This is a genomic window from Kitasatospora sp. NPDC058046 (assembly GCF_042885595.1).
GTDB lineage: Bacteria > Actinomycetota > Actinomycetes > Streptomycetales > Streptomycetaceae > Kitasatospora.
Map to the genome: position 1 here is coordinate 606,744 of NZ_JBHVRS010000001.1, position 16,450 is coordinate 623,193.

14 protein-coding genes are annotated in these 16,450 nt (G+C 73.5%); 9 read left to right on the top strand and 5 right to left on the bottom strand.

The features are described 5' to 3' along the window. Nucleotides 1-182: 182 nt before the first annotated feature. From ACFVU7_RS02815 to ACFVU7_RS02825, 3 genes are all read right to left on the bottom strand, one after another. Nucleotides 183-758, bottom strand: coding sequence for a TerD family protein (locus ACFVU7_RS02815; RefSeq protein WP_074000774.1), 576 nt, complete (start codon nt 756-758; stop codon nt 183-185). 232 nt (nt 759-990) lie between these two features. Further along, nucleotides 991-1,449 carry a peroxiredoxin gene (locus tag ACFVU7_RS02820; RefSeq protein WP_074000773.1) on the bottom strand — a complete coding sequence of 153 codons (459 nt, stop codon included), beginning with the start codon at nt 1,447-1,449 and terminating at the stop codon, nt 991-993. A gap of 241 nt (nt 1,450-1,690) precedes the next feature. Continuing rightward, nucleotides 1,691-2,134 carry a DUF3052 domain-containing protein gene (locus tag ACFVU7_RS02825; RefSeq protein ID WP_049652614.1) on the bottom strand — a complete coding sequence of 148 codons (444 nt, stop codon included), beginning with the start codon at nt 2,132-2,134 and terminating at the stop codon, nt 1,691-1,693. Between the two features lie 517 nt (nt 2,135-2,651). On the opposite strand from ACFVU7_RS02825, the gene aceE reads away from it, so the two are divergent. After that, complete coding sequence (aceE, locus tag ACFVU7_RS02830) at nt 2,652-5,402, top strand: pyruvate dehydrogenase (acetyl-transferring), homodimeric type (RefSeq protein ID WP_074000772.1); 2,751 nt, start codon at nt 2,652-2,654, stop codon at nt 5,400-5,402. A 176-nt stretch (nt 5,403-5,578) separates the two neighbouring features. Continuing rightward, complete coding sequence (locus tag ACFVU7_RS02835) at nt 5,579-6,037, top strand: nitroreductase/quinone reductase family protein (protein WP_079271734.1); 459 nt, start codon at nt 5,579-5,581, stop codon at nt 6,035-6,037. Nucleotides 6,038-6,126: 89 nt separating this feature from the next. On the opposite strand, the gene ACFVU7_RS02840 is transcribed toward ACFVU7_RS02835, so the two are convergent. Further along, complete coding sequence (locus ACFVU7_RS02840; RefSeq protein ID WP_369808305.1) at nt 6,127-7,716, bottom strand: MFS transporter; 1,590 nt, start codon at nt 7,714-7,716, stop codon at nt 6,127-6,129. Nucleotides 7,717-7,949: 233 nt separating this feature from the next. On the opposite strand from ACFVU7_RS02840, the gene ACFVU7_RS02845 reads away from it, so the two are divergent. The 7 genes from ACFVU7_RS02845 to ACFVU7_RS02875 all read left to right on the top strand — a co-directional run bounded on the left by ACFVU7_RS02845 (nt 7,950) and on the right by ACFVU7_RS02875 (nt 15,368). Continuing rightward, nucleotides 7,950-8,636: a TetR/AcrR family transcriptional regulator gene (locus ACFVU7_RS02845; protein WP_049652623.1), complete on the top strand. Its 687-nt coding sequence runs from the start codon at nt 7,950-7,952 to the stop codon at nt 8,634-8,636. Between the two features lie 116 nt (nt 8,637-8,752). Further along, nucleotides 8,753-10,081 (top strand): sensor histidine kinase, encoded by a 1,329-nt coding sequence (locus tag ACFVU7_RS02850; RefSeq protein WP_387966220.1) that lies wholly within the window; start codon nt 8,753-8,755, stop codon nt 10,079-10,081. After that, a complete protein-coding gene (locus tag ACFVU7_RS02855; RefSeq protein ID WP_049652627.1) occupies nt 10,078-10,752 on the top strand; it encodes a response regulator transcription factor in 675 nt (224 codons plus the stop codon). The genes ACFVU7_RS02850 and ACFVU7_RS02855 overlap by 4 nt, the downstream gene beginning before the upstream one ends. Before the next feature lie 218 nt (nt 10,753-10,970). After that, nucleotides 10,971-12,095, top strand: coding sequence for an alpha/beta hydrolase (locus ACFVU7_RS02860; protein WP_388043969.1), 1,125 nt, complete (start codon nt 10,971-10,973; stop codon nt 12,093-12,095). 27 nt (nt 12,096-12,122) lie between these two features. Continuing rightward, a complete protein-coding gene (locus ACFVU7_RS02865) occupies nt 12,123-13,397 on the top strand; it encodes an acyltransferase (protein WP_380742954.1) in 1,275 nt (424 codons plus the stop codon). Between the two features lie 159 nt (nt 13,398-13,556). Next, nucleotides 13,557-13,928: an MmcQ/YjbR family DNA-binding protein gene (locus ACFVU7_RS02870; protein ID WP_388043971.1), complete on the top strand. Its 372-nt coding sequence runs from the start codon at nt 13,557-13,559 to the stop codon at nt 13,926-13,928. A 225-nt stretch (nt 13,929-14,153) separates the two neighbouring features. After that, entirely contained in the window at nt 14,154-15,368 is a 1,215-nt protein-coding gene (locus ACFVU7_RS02875) for an alpha/beta hydrolase (RefSeq protein ID WP_388043973.1), read from the top strand. Here ACFVU7_RS02875 and ACFVU7_RS02880 read toward each other — a convergent pair. After that, entirely contained in the window at nt 15,365-16,354 is a 990-nt protein-coding gene (locus ACFVU7_RS02880; RefSeq protein WP_074000767.1) for a YafY family protein, read from the bottom strand. The two genes, ACFVU7_RS02875 and ACFVU7_RS02880, sit on opposite strands and share 4 nt — an antisense overlap. Nucleotides 16,355-16,450: the final 96 nt, after the last annotated feature.

Here is a 16,450-nt window from a genome sequence, read left to right on the forward strand (position 1 = left end):
TTTTACACGCATAACCGGCAATACGCTTTCTTTACCTGTCTGGGGGGCTGGTTTTTTTTTAAATTCCCCCGCCCCCGCGCGCCCCGGGGGCGTAGCAGGGGGGGGGGGCCCCGGACCACGGAGGTCCGGGGCCGCCCCGGGAGAACGGCGCGCAGCCCGCGCCGCAGGGCGCCGGCGACGGCTCAGACGTTGACGCCGAAGTCCTGCGCGATGCCGCGCAGGCCGGAGGCGTAGCCCTGGCCGATGGCGCGGAACTTCCACTCGCTGCCGTTGCGGTACAGCTCGCCGAAGACCATCGCGGTCTCGGTGGAGGCGTCCTCGGAGAGGTCGTAGCGGGCCAGCTCCGAGTTGTCGGCCTGGTTCACCACGCGGATGAACGCGTTGCGCACCTGGCCGAAGTTCTGGCTGCGGGTCTCGGCGTCGTAGATCGACACCGGGAAGACGATCTTCTCCACGTCCGCCGGGACGCCGGCCAGGTTGACCTTGATCGCCTCGTCGTCGCCCTCGCCCTCGCCGGTCAGGTTGTCACCGGTGTGCTCGACCGAGCCGTCCGGGCTCTTCAGGTTGTTGAAGAACACGAAGTTGCCGTCCGAGGCGACCTTGCCCTGGGCGTTGCACAGCAGGGCGCTGGCGTCCAGGTCGAAGTCCGCACCGGTGGTGGTCCGGACGTCCCAGCCCAGGCCGACGACCACGGCCGTGAGGCCGGGTGCCTCCTTGGTGAGCGAGACGTTGCCGCCCTTGCTGAGGCTGACTCCCACTAGTCCTCCAAGAATCGGGAGGCACGTCCAGTGGTGCCCCCGGTGGTGCGGTCCGGGGCGGCGGGAGGCCGATCGGCCCCCGCGTCCCACCCCGCCAACGGCCCGAGCGTAGTACGGGGTTCCCGCCCGCACCCCTGATCAGGCCGGACACGGCCCCACGGCACCCGGCCGGCGGGCGCCGAAGGGGCCCGGCGGGCGCGCCCGGGACGCGTCCGGGGCCCCCGGCGGGGCCTCAGAGCGCCGCGAGCACCTTCAGGTACTCCTGCTCGTCCCGGGCGTCCGGGAGGCCGTTGACGACGCTCCAGCGCACCGCGCCGGCGGTGTCGACCACGAAGGTGCCGCGCAGCGGGCAGCCCCGCTCCTCGTCGAGGACGCCGTACGCGCGGGCGACCTCGCCGTGCGGCCAGAAGTCGGCCAGCAGCGGGAACTCCAGGCCCTCCCGGTCGGCGAAGACCCGCTGGGAGAACTGGGAGTCGCAGGAGAGCCCGAGCACCTGCACGGTGTCGTTCTGCAGGCCCGCCAGCTCCCGCTGGATCGCGCCCAGCTCGCCGGTGCAGACGCCGGTGAAGGCGAACGGGTAGAAGACCAGGACGACGTTCTTCCGGCCGCGGAAGTCGGAGAGCCGGACGGACTCGCCGTGCTGGTTGCGGAGCTCGAAGTCCGGAGCCTGGGTGCCGACCTCGATGGCCATGAACGGGACCTTTCTGACGCGAGCGCGCCGCGCGGCGGGCGCGGCAGGCCACATCCTCGCATTCGTTTACGGCCGTTCCGCCGAACGGATGAGGCGGGCGGCCGCGGCCCGCCGCGTTCGCCGTCCGCGAACGGGCCGGTCCGGAGCGCCGGCCGGGCCCCGGGCGGGCGGCGGGCATGCAGCGGGCCCCGCCGGAGGGGGTTCCTCCGGCGGGGCCCGGTGCGGGGACTTCAGAGCCCGCTCAGCGCTTTCCGCCGCTCTGCTTCGCCGTGGACTTGGTCGCGAGCCGGGTGGCCGCCCAGTCCTTGACGATGTTGATCGAGCTGGTCTGGGAGAGACCGGCGGTCTTGGCCGAGTCGTTGATGTCGGACGCCTCGATGTGGCCGTCCCGCCCGGTCTTGGGCGTCATCAGCCAGATGAGGCCGCCCTCCGCCAGGTACTCCAGCGCGTCGACGAGGGCGTCGGTGAGGTCCCCGTCGTCGTCGCGGTGCCACAGCAGGACGGCGTCGGCGACGTCGTCGTAGTCCTCGTCGACGAGATCCGTCCCGGTGAGCTCCTCGATGCCTTCGCGGAGGTCCTGGTCAGTGTCTTCGTCGTACCCCAGCTCCTGGATGATCTGGCCCTCTTCGAAGCCGAGACGGGTCGCCGGGTTGGACTTGTCCGCGGGGTCCGCGGTCGCGCTCACGGGAATAACCTCCAGTATTCGGCTCGGCATCCATGCCGAGGCTGTGGCCGTAGTCCACACGGGCGCGGCGGTTCGCGCAAGTACCCGACCCCCGATCCCCTCCAAAGGTTGACGTGTCGCACCGGAACACGCCGTGGGACGTGTCGGGAATCACACCGATTTGCCCTTTTCTGCATGGTCCGAGGATGCTTCGGGTGGTCCCGGCCCACAGGCCGTACGTGTGCCCGAGATGCGAACGGCATTCGGGGTCCGCGCGTGCGCGGGCGTAGAGTCTCCTGTTGGCCCTCACCCCGGCCGCCCGCCATCGGGCGGACGGGACACCAGGTCGGACCACCTCTTTTCGTAACACCCGGGGGTGTGCGGAGCGGACGGAGACGCCCGCACCGCGCACCACCAGACCGGACCGCCCACCGGGCGCAACGGTTACCGATCGGTAGAGATGACGGATCTCCGAGCGCGGTAGCACGATGGAGGCGGCGCGACACACCTCAGTTTCGACCGACAGTGAAGGAACAGCGTGGCTTCCGGATCCGATCGCAACCCGATCATCATTGGCGGCCTTCCGAGTCAGGTCCCGGACTTCGATCCCGAGGAGACCGCGGAATGGCTGGAGTCGCTCGATGCGGCCATCGACGAGCGGGGGCGTGAGCGTGCCCGTTACCTGATGCTGCGGCTGATCGAGCGCGCCCGCGAGAAGCGTGTCGCCGTGCCCGAGATGCGCAGCACGGACTACGTCAACACCATCGCGACCAAGGACGAGCCGTTCTTCCCCGGCAACGAGGAGATCGAGCGGAAGATCCTCAACGCGACCCGGTGGAACGCGGCCGTCATGGTCTCCCGGGCGCAGCGCCCCGGCATCGGCGTCGGTGGCCACATCGCCACCTTCGCCTCCTCCGCGTCGCTCTACGACGTCGGCTTCAACTACTTCTTCCGCGGCAAGGACGCCGAGGGCGAGTCGGGCGACCAGATCTTCTTCCAGGGTCACGCCTCCCCCGGCATCTACGCCCGCGCCTTCCTGCTGGACCGGCTCACCGAGCAGCAGCTCGACGCCTTCCGCCAGGAGAAGTCGAAGGCCCCGTACGGCCTCTCCAGCTACCCGCACCCGCGGCTGATGCCGGACTTCTGGGAGTTCCCGACCGTCTCGATGGGCCTCGGCCCGCTCGGCGCGATCTACCAGGCGCGGATGAACCGCTACCTGGAGCACCGCGGCATCAAGGACACCTCGGACTCGCAGGTCTACGCCTTCCTCGGCGACGGCGAGATGGACGAGCCCGAGTCGCTCGGCCAGCTCTCGCTGGCCGCCCGCGAGGGCCTGGACAACCTGACCTTCGTGGTCAACTGCAACCTGCAGCGCCTGGACGGCCCGGTCCGCGGCAACGGCAAGATCATCCAGGAGCTGGAGTCCCAGTTCCGGGGCGCCGGCTGGAACGTGATCAAGCTGGTCTGGGACCGCTCCTGGGACCCGCTGCTCGCGCAGGACCGCGACGGCGTCCTGGTCAACAAGCTGAACACCACGGTGGACGGCCAGTTCCAGACCTACGCCACCGAGACCGGCCAGTACATCCGCGAGCACTTCTTCGGCGGCGACCTGCGCCTGCGCGCCATGGTCGAGAACATGACCGACCAGCAGATCCAGCACCTGGGTCGCGGCGGCCACGACCACAAGAAGATCTACGCGGCGTTCAAGGCGGCCCGCGAGCACAAGGGCCAGCCGACGGTCATCCTGGCGCAGACGGTCAAGGGCTGGACGCTGGGCCCCAACTTCGAGGGCCGCAACGCCACCCACCAGATGAAGAAGCTGACGGTCGAGGACCTGAAGCGCTTCCGCGACCGGCTGCACCTGCCGATCACCGACAAGCAGCTGGACGAGGGCTACCCGCCCTACTACCACCCGGGCCGCGACTCGGAGGAGATCCAGTACATGCACGACCGCCGGGAGGAGCTCGGCGGCTACGTGCCGACCCGCAAGGTCCGCCCGCGGAAGCTGGAGCTGCCCGGCGACGACGCCTACAAGGCGGTCAAGAAGGGCTCCGGCAACCAGACCATCGCCACCACCATGGCGTTCGTCCGGGTGCTCAAGGACCTCATGCGGGACAAGGGCATCGGCAACCGCTTCGTGCCGATCGCGCCGGACGAGTACCGCACCTTCGGCATGGACTCGCTCTTCCCGTCGGCGAAGATCTACAACCCGCTCGGCCAGACCTACGAGTCGGTCGACCGGGACCTGCTCCTCGCCTACAAGGAGTCGCCGACCGGCCAGATGCTGCACGACGGCATCTCCGAGGCCGGCTGCACCGCCTCGCTGATCGCCGCCGGCTCGTCCTACGCCACCCACGGCGAGCCGCTGATCCCGGTGTACGTCTTCTACTCGATGTTCGGGTTCCAGCGCACCGGCGACCAGTTCTGGCAGATGGCCGACCAGCTGGCCCGCGGCTTCGTGATCGGCGCCACCGCCGGCCGCACCACGCTGACCGGTGAGGGCCTGCAGCACGCCGACGGCCACTCGCACCTGCTGGCCTCGACCAACCCCGGCGTCGTCGCGTACGACCCGGCGTACGGCTTCGAGATCGCGCACATCGTCCAGGACGGTCTGCGGCGGATGTACGGCTCCAGCGCCGAGCACCCGCACGGCGAGGACGTGTTCTACTACATGACCGTCTACAACGAGCCGATCAAGATGCCGGCCGAGCCGGAGAACGTGGACGTCGAGGGCATCCTCAAGGGTCTGCACAGGTACGCGCCGGGCACCGCGGGCCAGATCCCGGCCCAGATCCTCGCCTCCGGCGTGGCCGTGCCGTGGGCCCTGGAGGCCCAGCGCATCCTCGCCGAGGAGTGGAACGTCAAGGCCGACGTCTGGTCCGCGACCTCCTGGAACGAGCTGCGCCGCGACGCGGTGGAGGCCGAGGAGTTCAACCTGCTGCACCCCGAGGAGCAGCAGCGCGTGCCGTACGTCACGCAGAAGCTCCAGGGTGCCGAGGGCCCGGTCGTCGCGGTGTCCGACTGGATGCGCGCGGTGCCGGACCAGATCGCCCGCTGGGTGCCGGGTCAGTACCAGTCGCTGGGCGCCGACGGCTTCGGCTTCGCCGACACCCGTGGCGCGGCCCGTCGCTTCTTCCACATCGACGCGCAGTCGGTCGTCCTGGGCGTGCTCACCGAGCTCGCCAAGCAGGGCAAGATCGACCGCTCGGCGCTGAAGGACGCGATCGACCGCTACCAGCTGCTCGACGTGACCGCGGCCGACCCGGGCGCCGCCGGCGGCGACGCCTGACCGGCCGGTAGGCACTGAAGCACCGAGGGGCCGGACCTCCCGCACGGGGGGTCCGGCCCTTCGCCGTCCGTCGTGTTCTTGACCCTCACACCGGTGTGAGGTCCTGGGCCTGTCGTCGAACTCCCGTCGTCCGGGCGGACGACGCGAGTTCGACGACAGGCCCTAAGCTCGGCGTCATGACCGACGAGACGAGGCCCGGGCCCTCCGGGCGGCACCCCGAACCCGCCGACGGCGCGGGCGAGTTCAACCGGAACGTGATCGCGGAGTTCCGCACCCGGCAGGGGGCCGTCGGCGGCCCGCTCGCCGACGCGCCGGTCCTCCTGCTCACCGTGGTCGGCGCCCGCAGCGGCGAGCCGCGCACCACTCCCCTGGTCTACCTGCCGGACGGCGGGCGGCTGGTGGTCTTCGCCTCCAACGGCGGCAGCGAGCAGGACCCGCTCTGGTACCGCAACCTGGTGGCCCACCCCGAGGTGACCGTCGAGGTCGGCGCCGAGCGCTACCCGGCCCTGGCGGCCCCGGTCGACCCGGCCGAGCACGACGCGCTCTGGGCCCGTCAGATCGCCGCCCAGCCCCAGTTCGCCGGCTACCGCACCACCGCCCGGACCGTCCCGCTGGTGGCCCTCAGCCGCGCCTGACGCACAGGGGCGCCCGCCGCCCGGGCACCACGACGGCCCCGGACTCCGAGGAGTCCGGGGCCGTGGCGTGCGGCGGGGCCGTGGGGCCGTCAGATGTGCACGGACGGGCCCGCGTCGGTGGTGCCGCGGCGGGTGAGCAGGCCGAGCGCGGCGGCGGCGAGGGCCACCACGGAGGCCACCGCGAAGGCGAGCGACATGCCGCTGACGAAGGACTCGTGGACGGCGCCGGCCATCGCGTCCACCGCCTGCTGCGGGGTGCCGGCCGGGGCCGGCGGGGCGATGCCGAGCTGGGCGGCCTGCTTGAGGCCCTCGCCCGCCGCGCCCTCGACCGGCGGCAGGCCGGCCTTCGCCCAGTTGCCCGGCAGCACGTCGCCGACCTTGGCGGCCATCAGCGCGCCCAGCACCGCGGTGCCGAGGCTGCCGCCGACCTGCATCGCGGCCTGCTGGAGGCCGCCGGCCACGCCGGAGAGCTCCAGCGGGGCGTTGCCGACGATCACCTCGGTGGCGCCGACCATGACCGGGCTGATGCCGAGGCCCATCAGGACGAACCAGAGCGACATCACACCGTTGCCGGAGCCGGTGTCCAGGGTGGACATGCCGTACATCGCGACGGTGGTGATCAGCATCCCGGCCACGATCGGGATGCGCGGGCCCAGCTTCCCGATCGCCAGGCCGGCCAGCGGCGAGCCGACGATCATCATGCCGGTCATCGGCAGCAGGTGGACGCCGGCGTCGACCGGCTTCATCCCGTGCACGTTCTGCAGGTAGAAGGTCACGAAGAAGATCGCGCCGAAGAACGCGAAGGCCATCAGCGCCATCAGCAGCACGCCCGCCGACAGCGGCACCGAGCGGAACAGGCCGAGCGGCACCAGCGGCTCGCGGGCCTTGCCCTGCCAGAGCGCGAACAGCACCATCAGGACCACCGCGCCGCCCAGGAACAGCAGCGTCCGCCCGTCGCCCCAGCCCCACTCGGGGGCCTTGATGATGCCGAAGACCAGCGCGAACATCCCCACCGAGAGCAGCGCGATGCCGGGCAGGTCGAAGGACTTGGCGGCCTTCTCGGCGCGGACGTCCCGCAGGATCCACAGGCCCAGCGCCAGCGCGATCAGGCCGACCGGGACGTTGATGAAGAACACCGACTCCCAGTTGACGTGCTCGACCAGCAGGCCGCCGACGATCGGGCCTGCCGCGGTGGAGGCGCCGATCACGCCGCCCCAGATGCCGATCGCCATGTTGAGCCGCTCGGCCGGGAAGGCCCCGCGCAGCAGGCCGAGCGCGGCCGGCTGGAGCAGCGCGCCGAACAGGCCCTGGAGCACCCGGAAGGCGATCACGGTCTGGATGTTGCCGGCGAAGCCGATCGCGGCCGAGGTCACGGCGAAGCCCACCGCGCCGACCAGGAAGGTGGCCTTGTGGCCGAAGCGGTCGCCGATCTTGCCGGCGGTGACCAGGAAGACCGCCAGGGCCAGCAGGTAGCCGCTGGTGACCCACTGGATCTCGGCGGGCGCCGCGTGCAGCTTCTCCTGGATCACCGGGTTGGCGATGGCGACGATCGTGCCGTCCAGCGCGACCATCATGACGCCGACCGCGACGGTCAGCAGGGTCAGCCAGGGGTGCCCCTTGAGGCCGCCCCCCGACGGCGGGTTCGGCGGCGGCGGTGCGTCCGCCTCGGAGTTCTTCACGACGGACTGGCTCATCAGGGCCCTCCGGGGGCGTGGCTGGGGTGCAGGACGTGGTCGTGGCGCCCCGGCCCACCCGTCCCCACAGGTGCCCCGGCCCGACGGGCGCCACCTCGGCAGATTATGTCAGCCGCTGACATTCGGCAAACAGTGACTTCTGGCCATAACTGACATTTGTCAGAGCGCTAGGATCGTGCTCCCACCGCCGTACCCAGCCCTCCGGAAGGCCCCTGCTCATGGCCGCTCACACCCCCCGCACCACCGCCGCCCCGGAGGGCCCCGGGCGCACGCCCGGACTGCGCGAGCGCAAGAAGCAGCAGACCCGGTACGCCCTGATCCAGGCCGCCCACGTGCTCTTCCTCCGGCAGGGCTTCGCCCGGACGACCGTCGACGAGATCGCCTCCGCCGTCGACGTCTCCCAGCGCACCTTCTTCCGCTACTTCGCCAACAAGGACGAGGTCGCGCTCGCCGTGATGGCCGTGGCCGAGGACTACTTCATGGAGTGCCTGCGCCACCGCCCGGCCGAGGAGACCCCGCTCCAGGCCCTGCGCGCCTCGATCGTCAAGGCCTGGCACGACCTCGGCAGCGAGGAGGCCGCCGGCCCCGGCTCGATCCACAGCGCCCTCGAACTCATGCGGATGATCGAGGAGACGCCCCCGCTGCTCGCCGCCCACCTGCGGCGGGTCAACGAGCAGGAGCGGCTGGTCGTCCGGGTGCTCGCCGAACGCGAGGGCCTGGACCCGGCCGAGGACCTGCGCCCGGCCGTGCTCGCCGCCGTCTTCGGCGGACTGCTGCGCCTGGCCCACCTCTCCTGGAGCGCCGAGCACGAGCCGGCCGGCCCCGAGGGCATGGTCGCGGTGATCGAGCGTCACTTCGACCAGCTTGGCCCGGCCCTGGCCGGCCACTGGCACGACCGCGCGTAGTACCCGGCCGCGCACCCGCGTCATACCGGGGTATCACCCGGTACCCCGGTAGCACCCGGAAAATCGGGCTCCGGTGCGACGCCCGGCGGGGCTCCGCCCTCCTAGGCTGGCGCGCGATGAAGAACCTCACCGCCGCCGAGCTCCGCCCGCACGCCCTGCGCCTGCTGGGCACCTTCCGACACCACCTGACCACCCCGAGCGGCGGCCACACCCCGCTGCTCGGAACGTCGCCCCGGCGCTGGGTGCGCCGGCTGCCGTACGCCGTCGTCCTGATCATGCTGTCCTCGCTGATCCCCGCCGGGATCGCCACCCTGGTCGGCTTCTTCGGCCTGGTGCTCCCGGTGGCCGGCGCGCTCACCGTCGCCCAGACGGTGCCGCTGCTGCTCGCCATCACCCGGCCGCTGGCCGCCTGGTGGATCAGCGCGGGCACCCTGGTCGCCACCGCCACCATCACCGCCCGGTACGACCAGGACGGCGGCACCTGGCCGTGGACCGCGCCGATGATCCTCTCGTACCTCTTCCTGCTGATCGCCCTGGCGCTGCGGGAGAGCCGGGCCACCCTGCTCTCGGTCTGGCTCGCCACCATCGCGCTCACCGCGCTCACCACCACGCTCGGCCTGCCCCGCTCCGGCGACGGCACCACCATGCTGCTGATCGCGCTCAGCGGCGCCGTGCTGCTGCTCGGCTGGGCCGTCCGGGACCGCGCCGAGGCGCGCCGGCTGCTCAGCGAGCAGGAGCAGATCAGCGAGGTCGAACGTGAACGCCGCACCCTGCTGGAGGAACGCGCCCGGATCGCGCGGGAGTTGCACGACGTGGTCGCGCACCACATGTCGGTCATCGCGGTGCAGGCCGCCAGCGCGCCGTACCGGATCACCGGGGTGCCGGACGAGGCCGCCGAGGAGTTCACCGCGATAGCCGGCACCGCCCGCGAGTCGCTGGCCGAGATGCGCCGGCTGCTCGGCGTGCTGCGCAGCGAGGAGTCCGGCGGGGAGCGGGCCCCGCAGCCCGGGGTGGGCCAACTCGCCCAGCTGGTCGAGACGGTGGGCCGGGCCGGGGTACCGGCCGAACTGACGGTGGAACCGGGCCTGGTGGACCTGCTGGACCAGGCACCGCAGGCCGTCGGCCTGTCCGCCTACCGGATCGTGCAGGAGGCGCTGGCCAACGTGGTGCGGCACGCCCCCGGCGCGCGGGCCTGGGTGTCGCTGAGCACGGACGGCCCGGCGCTGCTGGTGACGGTGGTCAACGCGCCCCCGCCGCAGCGCACCGAGTCGCTGGAGGCCTCGGTCGAGGGCACCGGGCAGGGGCTGGTCGGAATGCGTGAACGCGTCCGGCTGGTCGATGGCAGGCTGGACACCGGCCCGTTGCCGGACGGCGGCTTCAAGGTGGCCGCCGTCCTGCCCGTCGACCGCCCCGACACCGACACCCCCCAGGAGACCACCGCATGACCATCCGCGTGATCATCGTCGACGACCAGGCCATGGTGCGCGCGGGCTTCGCGGCCCTGCTCAACGCCCAGAGCGACATCGACGTGGTGGGGGACGCGGCGGACGGCGCCCAGGCCCTGGAGGTCAACGGCCGCACCCACCCGGACCTGGTGCTGATGGACGTCCGGATGCCCGTCATGGACGGCCTGGAGGCGGCCCGGCGGCTGCTCGAACCGGCCGTGCCGGGCGCCCACCGGCCCAAGGTGCTGATGCTGACCACCTTCGACGTGGACGACTACGTGTACGAGGCGCTGCGCGCCGGGGCCAGCGGCTTCCTGCTCAAGGACGCCCCGCCGGCCGACCTGATCGCCGCGGTCCGGGTGGTCGCGGCCGGCGAGGCGCTGCTCGCCCCCTCGGTGACCCGCCGGCTGATCGAGGACTTCGCCCGCACCCGCCCGGCCAGGCGCCGCGACCCCAAGGTGCGGCTCAACGGCCTGACCCCGCGCGAGACCGAGGTGCTGGAGCTGATCGCCCGCGGCCTGTCCAACCAGGAGATAGCCGCCGGGCTGGTGCTCGCCGAGCAGACCGTCAAGACCCACATCGGGCGCATCCTCGCCAAGCTCGGCCTGCACAACCGCGCCCAGGCGGTGATCCTGGCCTACGAGTCCGGCCTGGTGACACCGGGTCAGTAACCGGCAGCTGTTCGCCCGCTCGCCTCCGGGCGCTCTCGACCCGGCGCCGACGGTCGGCGCTCCCTTCGGCTCGGGGCGGCCCTCTCCTCTGATACCCGGGTAGCACCCGGGAGTTGGCCCCGCGGTGTGACGTCCGCGGGGCCGTCGCATTCCTACCTTCCTCCTCGTCGGAAGCCGAACCGAGTCGGCGGCCGAACGGACGAGGAAGGAGCAGGGACATGCGCAGGTTTCGAGCCGGGCGGGCGATCGCCGGCGCCGCGGTGGCAGTGGCGATCATGCTCGGCGCGGGCGGCTGGGCCGCCGACACCCAGACCCCGGTCACCGGCCCGCCGCCCGGCAGCGCCGCGTGGACGGCCGACACCTCGCTCGGCCTGCGGCTGCCCGACCCGGCCACCACCGAACCGGCCCGGGTCGCCGCGTTCTTCGCCGGGCTGGACCCGGCCCGGCAGGACGCCCTGACCGCCCGGTACCCGCTGGTGGTCGGCAACCTGGACGGCGCCCCGGTCGCCCTCCGGTACCGGGCCAACGCCCTGGCCCTGACCGCCGAGCACACCCGCGAACTCGCCCGGGCCGCCGACCCCGCCCTCACCCCGCAGGACCACGAGGCCGCCCGCACCCGCGCCGAGCGCTACCGCGCCCTGCTGGACGGCGGCCGGCGGATCCTCGCCTTCGACCCGCGCGGCCGCGGCCAGGTCGCCGAGGTGTACGGCGACCTCGCCACCGCCCGCCGCACCGCCGTGATCGTCCCCGGCTCCGACACCGACCTGCTCCGCTTCGACCGCGCCGGCGACCCGTACGGCACCCCGGCCGGCATGGCCCGGGCGCTCCTGGACGCCACCGGCGGGCAGACCGCCGTGATCGCCTGGGCCGGCTACACCACCCCGCTCGGCCTCGGCCTGGACGCCGCCACCGAGGACCTGGCCCGGGCCGGCGCCCCCCGCCTCACCCGGCTGCTCGACGGACTCGCCGCCACCACCCGCCCGCAGGACCCGCCCACCGTGTTCTGCCACAGCTACGGCTCCGTGGTCTGCGGCCTGGCCCGCCCCACCCCCGCACAGGCCTCCGGCGTGGTGGTGCTCGGCTCGCCCGGCATGGGCGTCGGCTCGGCCGCCGACCTCGACCCGGGCGTCCCGCTCTGGGCCACCGCCCGCAACGACTCCGACTGGATCGGCGACGTGCCCAAGGTCCGGCTGTTCGGCCTCGGCCACGGCGCCGACCCGACCGCCCCCGGCTTCGGCGCCCGCCCGCTGCCCGCCGCCGGATCCCACGGCCACACCGGCTACTTCGCCCCCGGCACCGCCTCCCTCGCCGCCTACGCCGCCGTCGCCCTCGGCCGCGCCTGACCCGCCCGCACCGGAAGGAGCACCACCATGGCCGACACCCTCGCCGCCCCGCCCCGTACCCCCCGAGCGCTCGCCGCCGGACCGCTCACCGCCCTGCGCCGCGCCGCCGCGCGGGTCGACGCGAAGACCCCGGCCGACCGCGACCGCGCCCTGGACGGGCTGCGCGCCCTCGCCCTGCTCGCCGTACCGGTCGGCCACTGGATGCTCGGCGGCTTCACCCGCTCTCCCGACGGCGCCCTGCACAACGCCAGCCCGCTCTCCACCCTCGGCTTCTTCGCCCCGCTCAGCTGGGTGCTCCAGATGCTCGGGGTGTTCTTCCTGGTCGGCGGCCACTCCTCGGTCCGCTCGCTGGAGCGGGCCCGGGCCAAGGGCGTCACGTACGGCGGCTGGCTGCGGGCCCGTGCGGTCCGGCTGCTGCGCCCGGTGCTCGGGGTGGCGGCCGTCTGGGCGGCGCTGATCCCGCTGCTGCCCGCGCTCGGCGTCCCCGAGGACACCGTGCGCACCGGCGCCACCCTGGTGGTGCAGCCGCTCTGGTACATCGGGGTCTACCTGGGGCTGACGGCCCTCACCCCGCTCTGCGTGGCCGCCGGGCGCCGGCTGGGCGGCTGGTCGGCGGGCCTGCTGGTGGCCTCGGTCGCCGCCGTCGACCTGCTGCGGTACGGGCCGTGGGCCGGGTCGGTGCCGTCCTGGGTCGCGCTGCTGAACATCCTGCCGGGCTGGCTGTTCGGCTACCAGCTGGGCGTGCTCTGGGCGCAGGGCCGGCTCGGCCGCCCGACGGCCCGGGTGCTGCTGCTCGGCGGCGGCGCGCTGTTCGCCGCGCTGCTGCTGGTCTTCCACTACCCGGCCAGCATGGTCGGCGTGCCCGGGGCGGAGCGGACCAACTCGCACCCGCCGTCCCTGCTGGTGCTCGCCCTGGCGGCGTTCCAGTGCGGCGCCGCGGTGCTGCTGCGGGAGCGGCTGGGCCGGCTGCTGACCGGCCGTCCGCTGCTCTGGCTGCCGGTCGTGGTGGTCAACCTGTCGGCGATGACGATCTTCTGCTGGCACCAGAGCGCGATGCTCGCGGTGGCGGTGCCCGGCGCGGCCGCCCTGGGCGCCGTCCCGGGGCTGAGCACGGCGCCGGACTCGCTCGGCTGGGTGCTCGCCCGGCTGGCGCTGCTGCCGCTGTTCGGCGCCGTGCTGGTGGCGGTCGGCTGGTTCACCCGCCGGTTCGACGGCCCGTGGACGGCCTTCTCCCGGGGCGGCAAGGCGGTGGCCGGGGCCGCGGCGGCGCTGTTCGCGGCGTACGCGCTGGGCATGGTGTGACGGTCCGCCGGGTGCGGCCCGTCCGAACGGCGGGGCGCACCACCGTCGCTGGGGCGTGGACCGGTCGGTCCGCGCCCCTGCGGCCGTCGCCCGCCGCCCCCGGTGCGCCGTGCCGCGCGCCGGGGGCGCGCTGTCAGTGCCCTGCCCTACCCTGCCGCCATGGTGACGTTCGACGAGTTCCGCACGATGGCCCTGGCCCTGCCGGAGGCCGCCCAGGAGCCGACCTGGGACATCGAGACGCTGCGGGTGCGCGGCCGGATCTTCGCGATGGGCGCGCCCGACGGGGACCGCGTCACCGTCAAGGCCTCCCCCGAGGACCAGGCCGAACTGCTCGCCGCCGAGCCCGAGGTGTTCTCCTCCGCCCCGTACGTCGGCCGGCACGGCTGGGTGAGCGTCCGGCTGGACCTGGTGGACGGGGACGAGCTGCGCGACCTGGTCACCGAGGCCTGGCGGCGGACGGCGCCGAAGCGCCTGGTCCGCGCGTTCGACGAATCCGGAGAGTCCAACGGGTCCGGCGAGTCCGAGGGCTGAGCGCGCCCCTTCCCACCGGCCACACCGGCCTCCGTACGAACCACTGTCCGAACCACTGGGAGACGTCGGACGGACACCCCTGGTTCATGTGAGCCATCCCACAGTTTAGGCGTTCCCGGCATCCCTTCGGGCCCCCTAGGCTTGCGCAGGGAAGTCAGCAGAGCTATCGCACCCTCCGGGCACCACCGCCCGCGAAACGGTGCGGGCCCCAAGGGAGTTGATGCGGTGCGCATCCGTCGGCGCTGGAAGCGGGTACTGATCGGGGCGTTCGCCGGCTGTGCGGTGCTCGCCGACGCCGGGGCCGTCGCCGCCGCGGCCGCCGTCTCCTCCGAACAGCTGGCGATCTCCACGCCCCCGGCCGGCAGCGCCGCCTGGGTCGAGGACCACTCCTTCGGCCGCTCCCTGCCCGACCCGGCGACCACCACCCCGGCCGCCGCCGCGGCGTTCTTCGCCTCGCTCGCGCCCACCGAGCTGGACCGGCTGATCCAGGACTACCCGCTGGTCGTCGGCAACTACGACGGCGCCCCGCTGGACCTGCGCTACCGCGCCAACCGGATCGCCCTGGCCGCCGAGCACGACCGGGCCCTGGCCCGCGCCGCCGACGGCACGCTGGACTCCGACACCCGCGCGCTGGCCGTCTCCCGCGCCAACGACGTCGAGCACCTGCTCGCCCCCGACCGGCAGATCCTGGCCTTCGACCCGCGCGGCCGCGGCCTGGTCACCGAGGTGTGGGGCGACCTCGCCGACGCCGAGCGGATCTCCGTGCTCGTCCCCGGCTCGGACGCCGACCTCGGCCACCACGACCAGGCGGCCGACCCGCTGCGCTCCCCGGCCGGCATGGCCCGCGCCCTCCACACCGAGGAGCAGCGCCAGGCCCCGGACACCCGGACCGCCGTGATCTCCTGGACCGGCTACGTCACCCCGTCCGGCCTCGGCCCGGACGCGGCCACCTCCCGGCTCGCCGACGTCGCCGCCCCCCGGCTGGAGCGGCTGCTCGCCGGGCTCAAGGAGACCACCCGGCCGGACGCGCCGCCGGCGCTGCTCTGCCACTCGTACGGCTCGGTGGTCTGCGGTACGGCCGCCCCGGACATCCCGCGCGCGGCCGCCTCGCCGTCCGACACCTCCGGCATCACCGACCTGGTGGTCTTCGGCAGCCCGGGCATGGGCGTGCAGAACACCGGCGAGCTGGGCGCGGGCGTGCACCTCTGGGCCACCCGCAACCCCAGCGACTGGATCGGCAACGTGCCGTTCATGGAGGTCGGCGGGCTCGGCCACGGCGCCGACCCGGCCGCGAGCGGCTTCGGCTCCGAGCTGATCTCCTCGGCCCGCGCGGCCGGCCACAACGGCTACCTCACCGAGGGCACCGACAGCCTGCACAACTTCGCGGCGATCTCCCTCGGCCACTACCAGGACGTGGTCCGGGCCAACCCGAGCTCCTAAGACCTGTCTTCGTACAGCCGCAGGGCCTCCGCCGCCGCCCGGGCCAGTTCGCGCCGGGCGGCCGGCGGGGCCAGCACCTCGACGTCCGCGCCGAAGGCCAGCAGCGACCGGACGGCCGCCGGCGCCGGGAAGGCCATCGCCACCTCGGTCCACTCCTCGGCCGGGACGGCGCCCGGCTCCGGCGGCGGTGCGGTGACCCGGCCGCCGTGGATGCGCAGGAACATGTCCAGCCGTCCGCGCCGGACCCGCACCCGCACCGGCACGTCCTTCGGCAGCCGTTCGACCTGCTCGCGCAGCACCGCCCAGACCTCGCCGAGCCCGACCCCGGTCCGGCGCCGCACCGCCTCCTCGGTGGTGTCGGCGGCCAGCACCCGGTCGGCCCGGAACAACCGCGGCTCGCCGTGCAGATCGGCCACCAGGTACCAGACCGCGGCCTTGCTCACCAGCCCGTACGGGTCGACGGTGTACTCCACCGGCGCGGGCGTGCCGCTGTGCCGGTAGCGCAGCCGCAGCCGCCGGTCGGCGAAGACGGCGTACTGCAGCTCGCCCAGGTCCGGCCCGGCGGCGGGGCCGGCCGCGCCGGGGGTCTGCATCCAGCGGGCCGGGTCGACCAGGATCCGCTCGCGGACCCGCTCGGCGGCCGGCCGGTGCGGGGCCGGCAGCGCCGCCATCACCTTGCGCAGCGCCGAGCCGAGCGCGCCGTCCAGCCCGAGGTCGCTGTGCGCGCCCTGGGCGGAGAGCACGAACAGCGCTCTGGCCTCGTCCGCGGTCAGGCCGGTGACGTCGGTGCGGTAGCCGGGCAGCAGGCCGATGCCGCCGTGCCGCCCGCGTTCGGTGAACACCGGCACCCCGGCGGCGGAGAGCGACTCGACGTCGCGGTAGATGGTGCGGACGGACACCTCCAGCCGCTCGGCGAGTTCGGTGGCGGGCACCCGGCCGCGGGTCTGGAGCAGCAGGAGGATCGAGAGCAGGCGGTCGGCCTTCATGGTCCAAGAATCCCAGTAATCCTGACGGCCGTTGTCAGGTTTTACTGGGAGATTGCGTTCCGGGCCCGCAAGGGGCCCGAACGACCACCCGACACC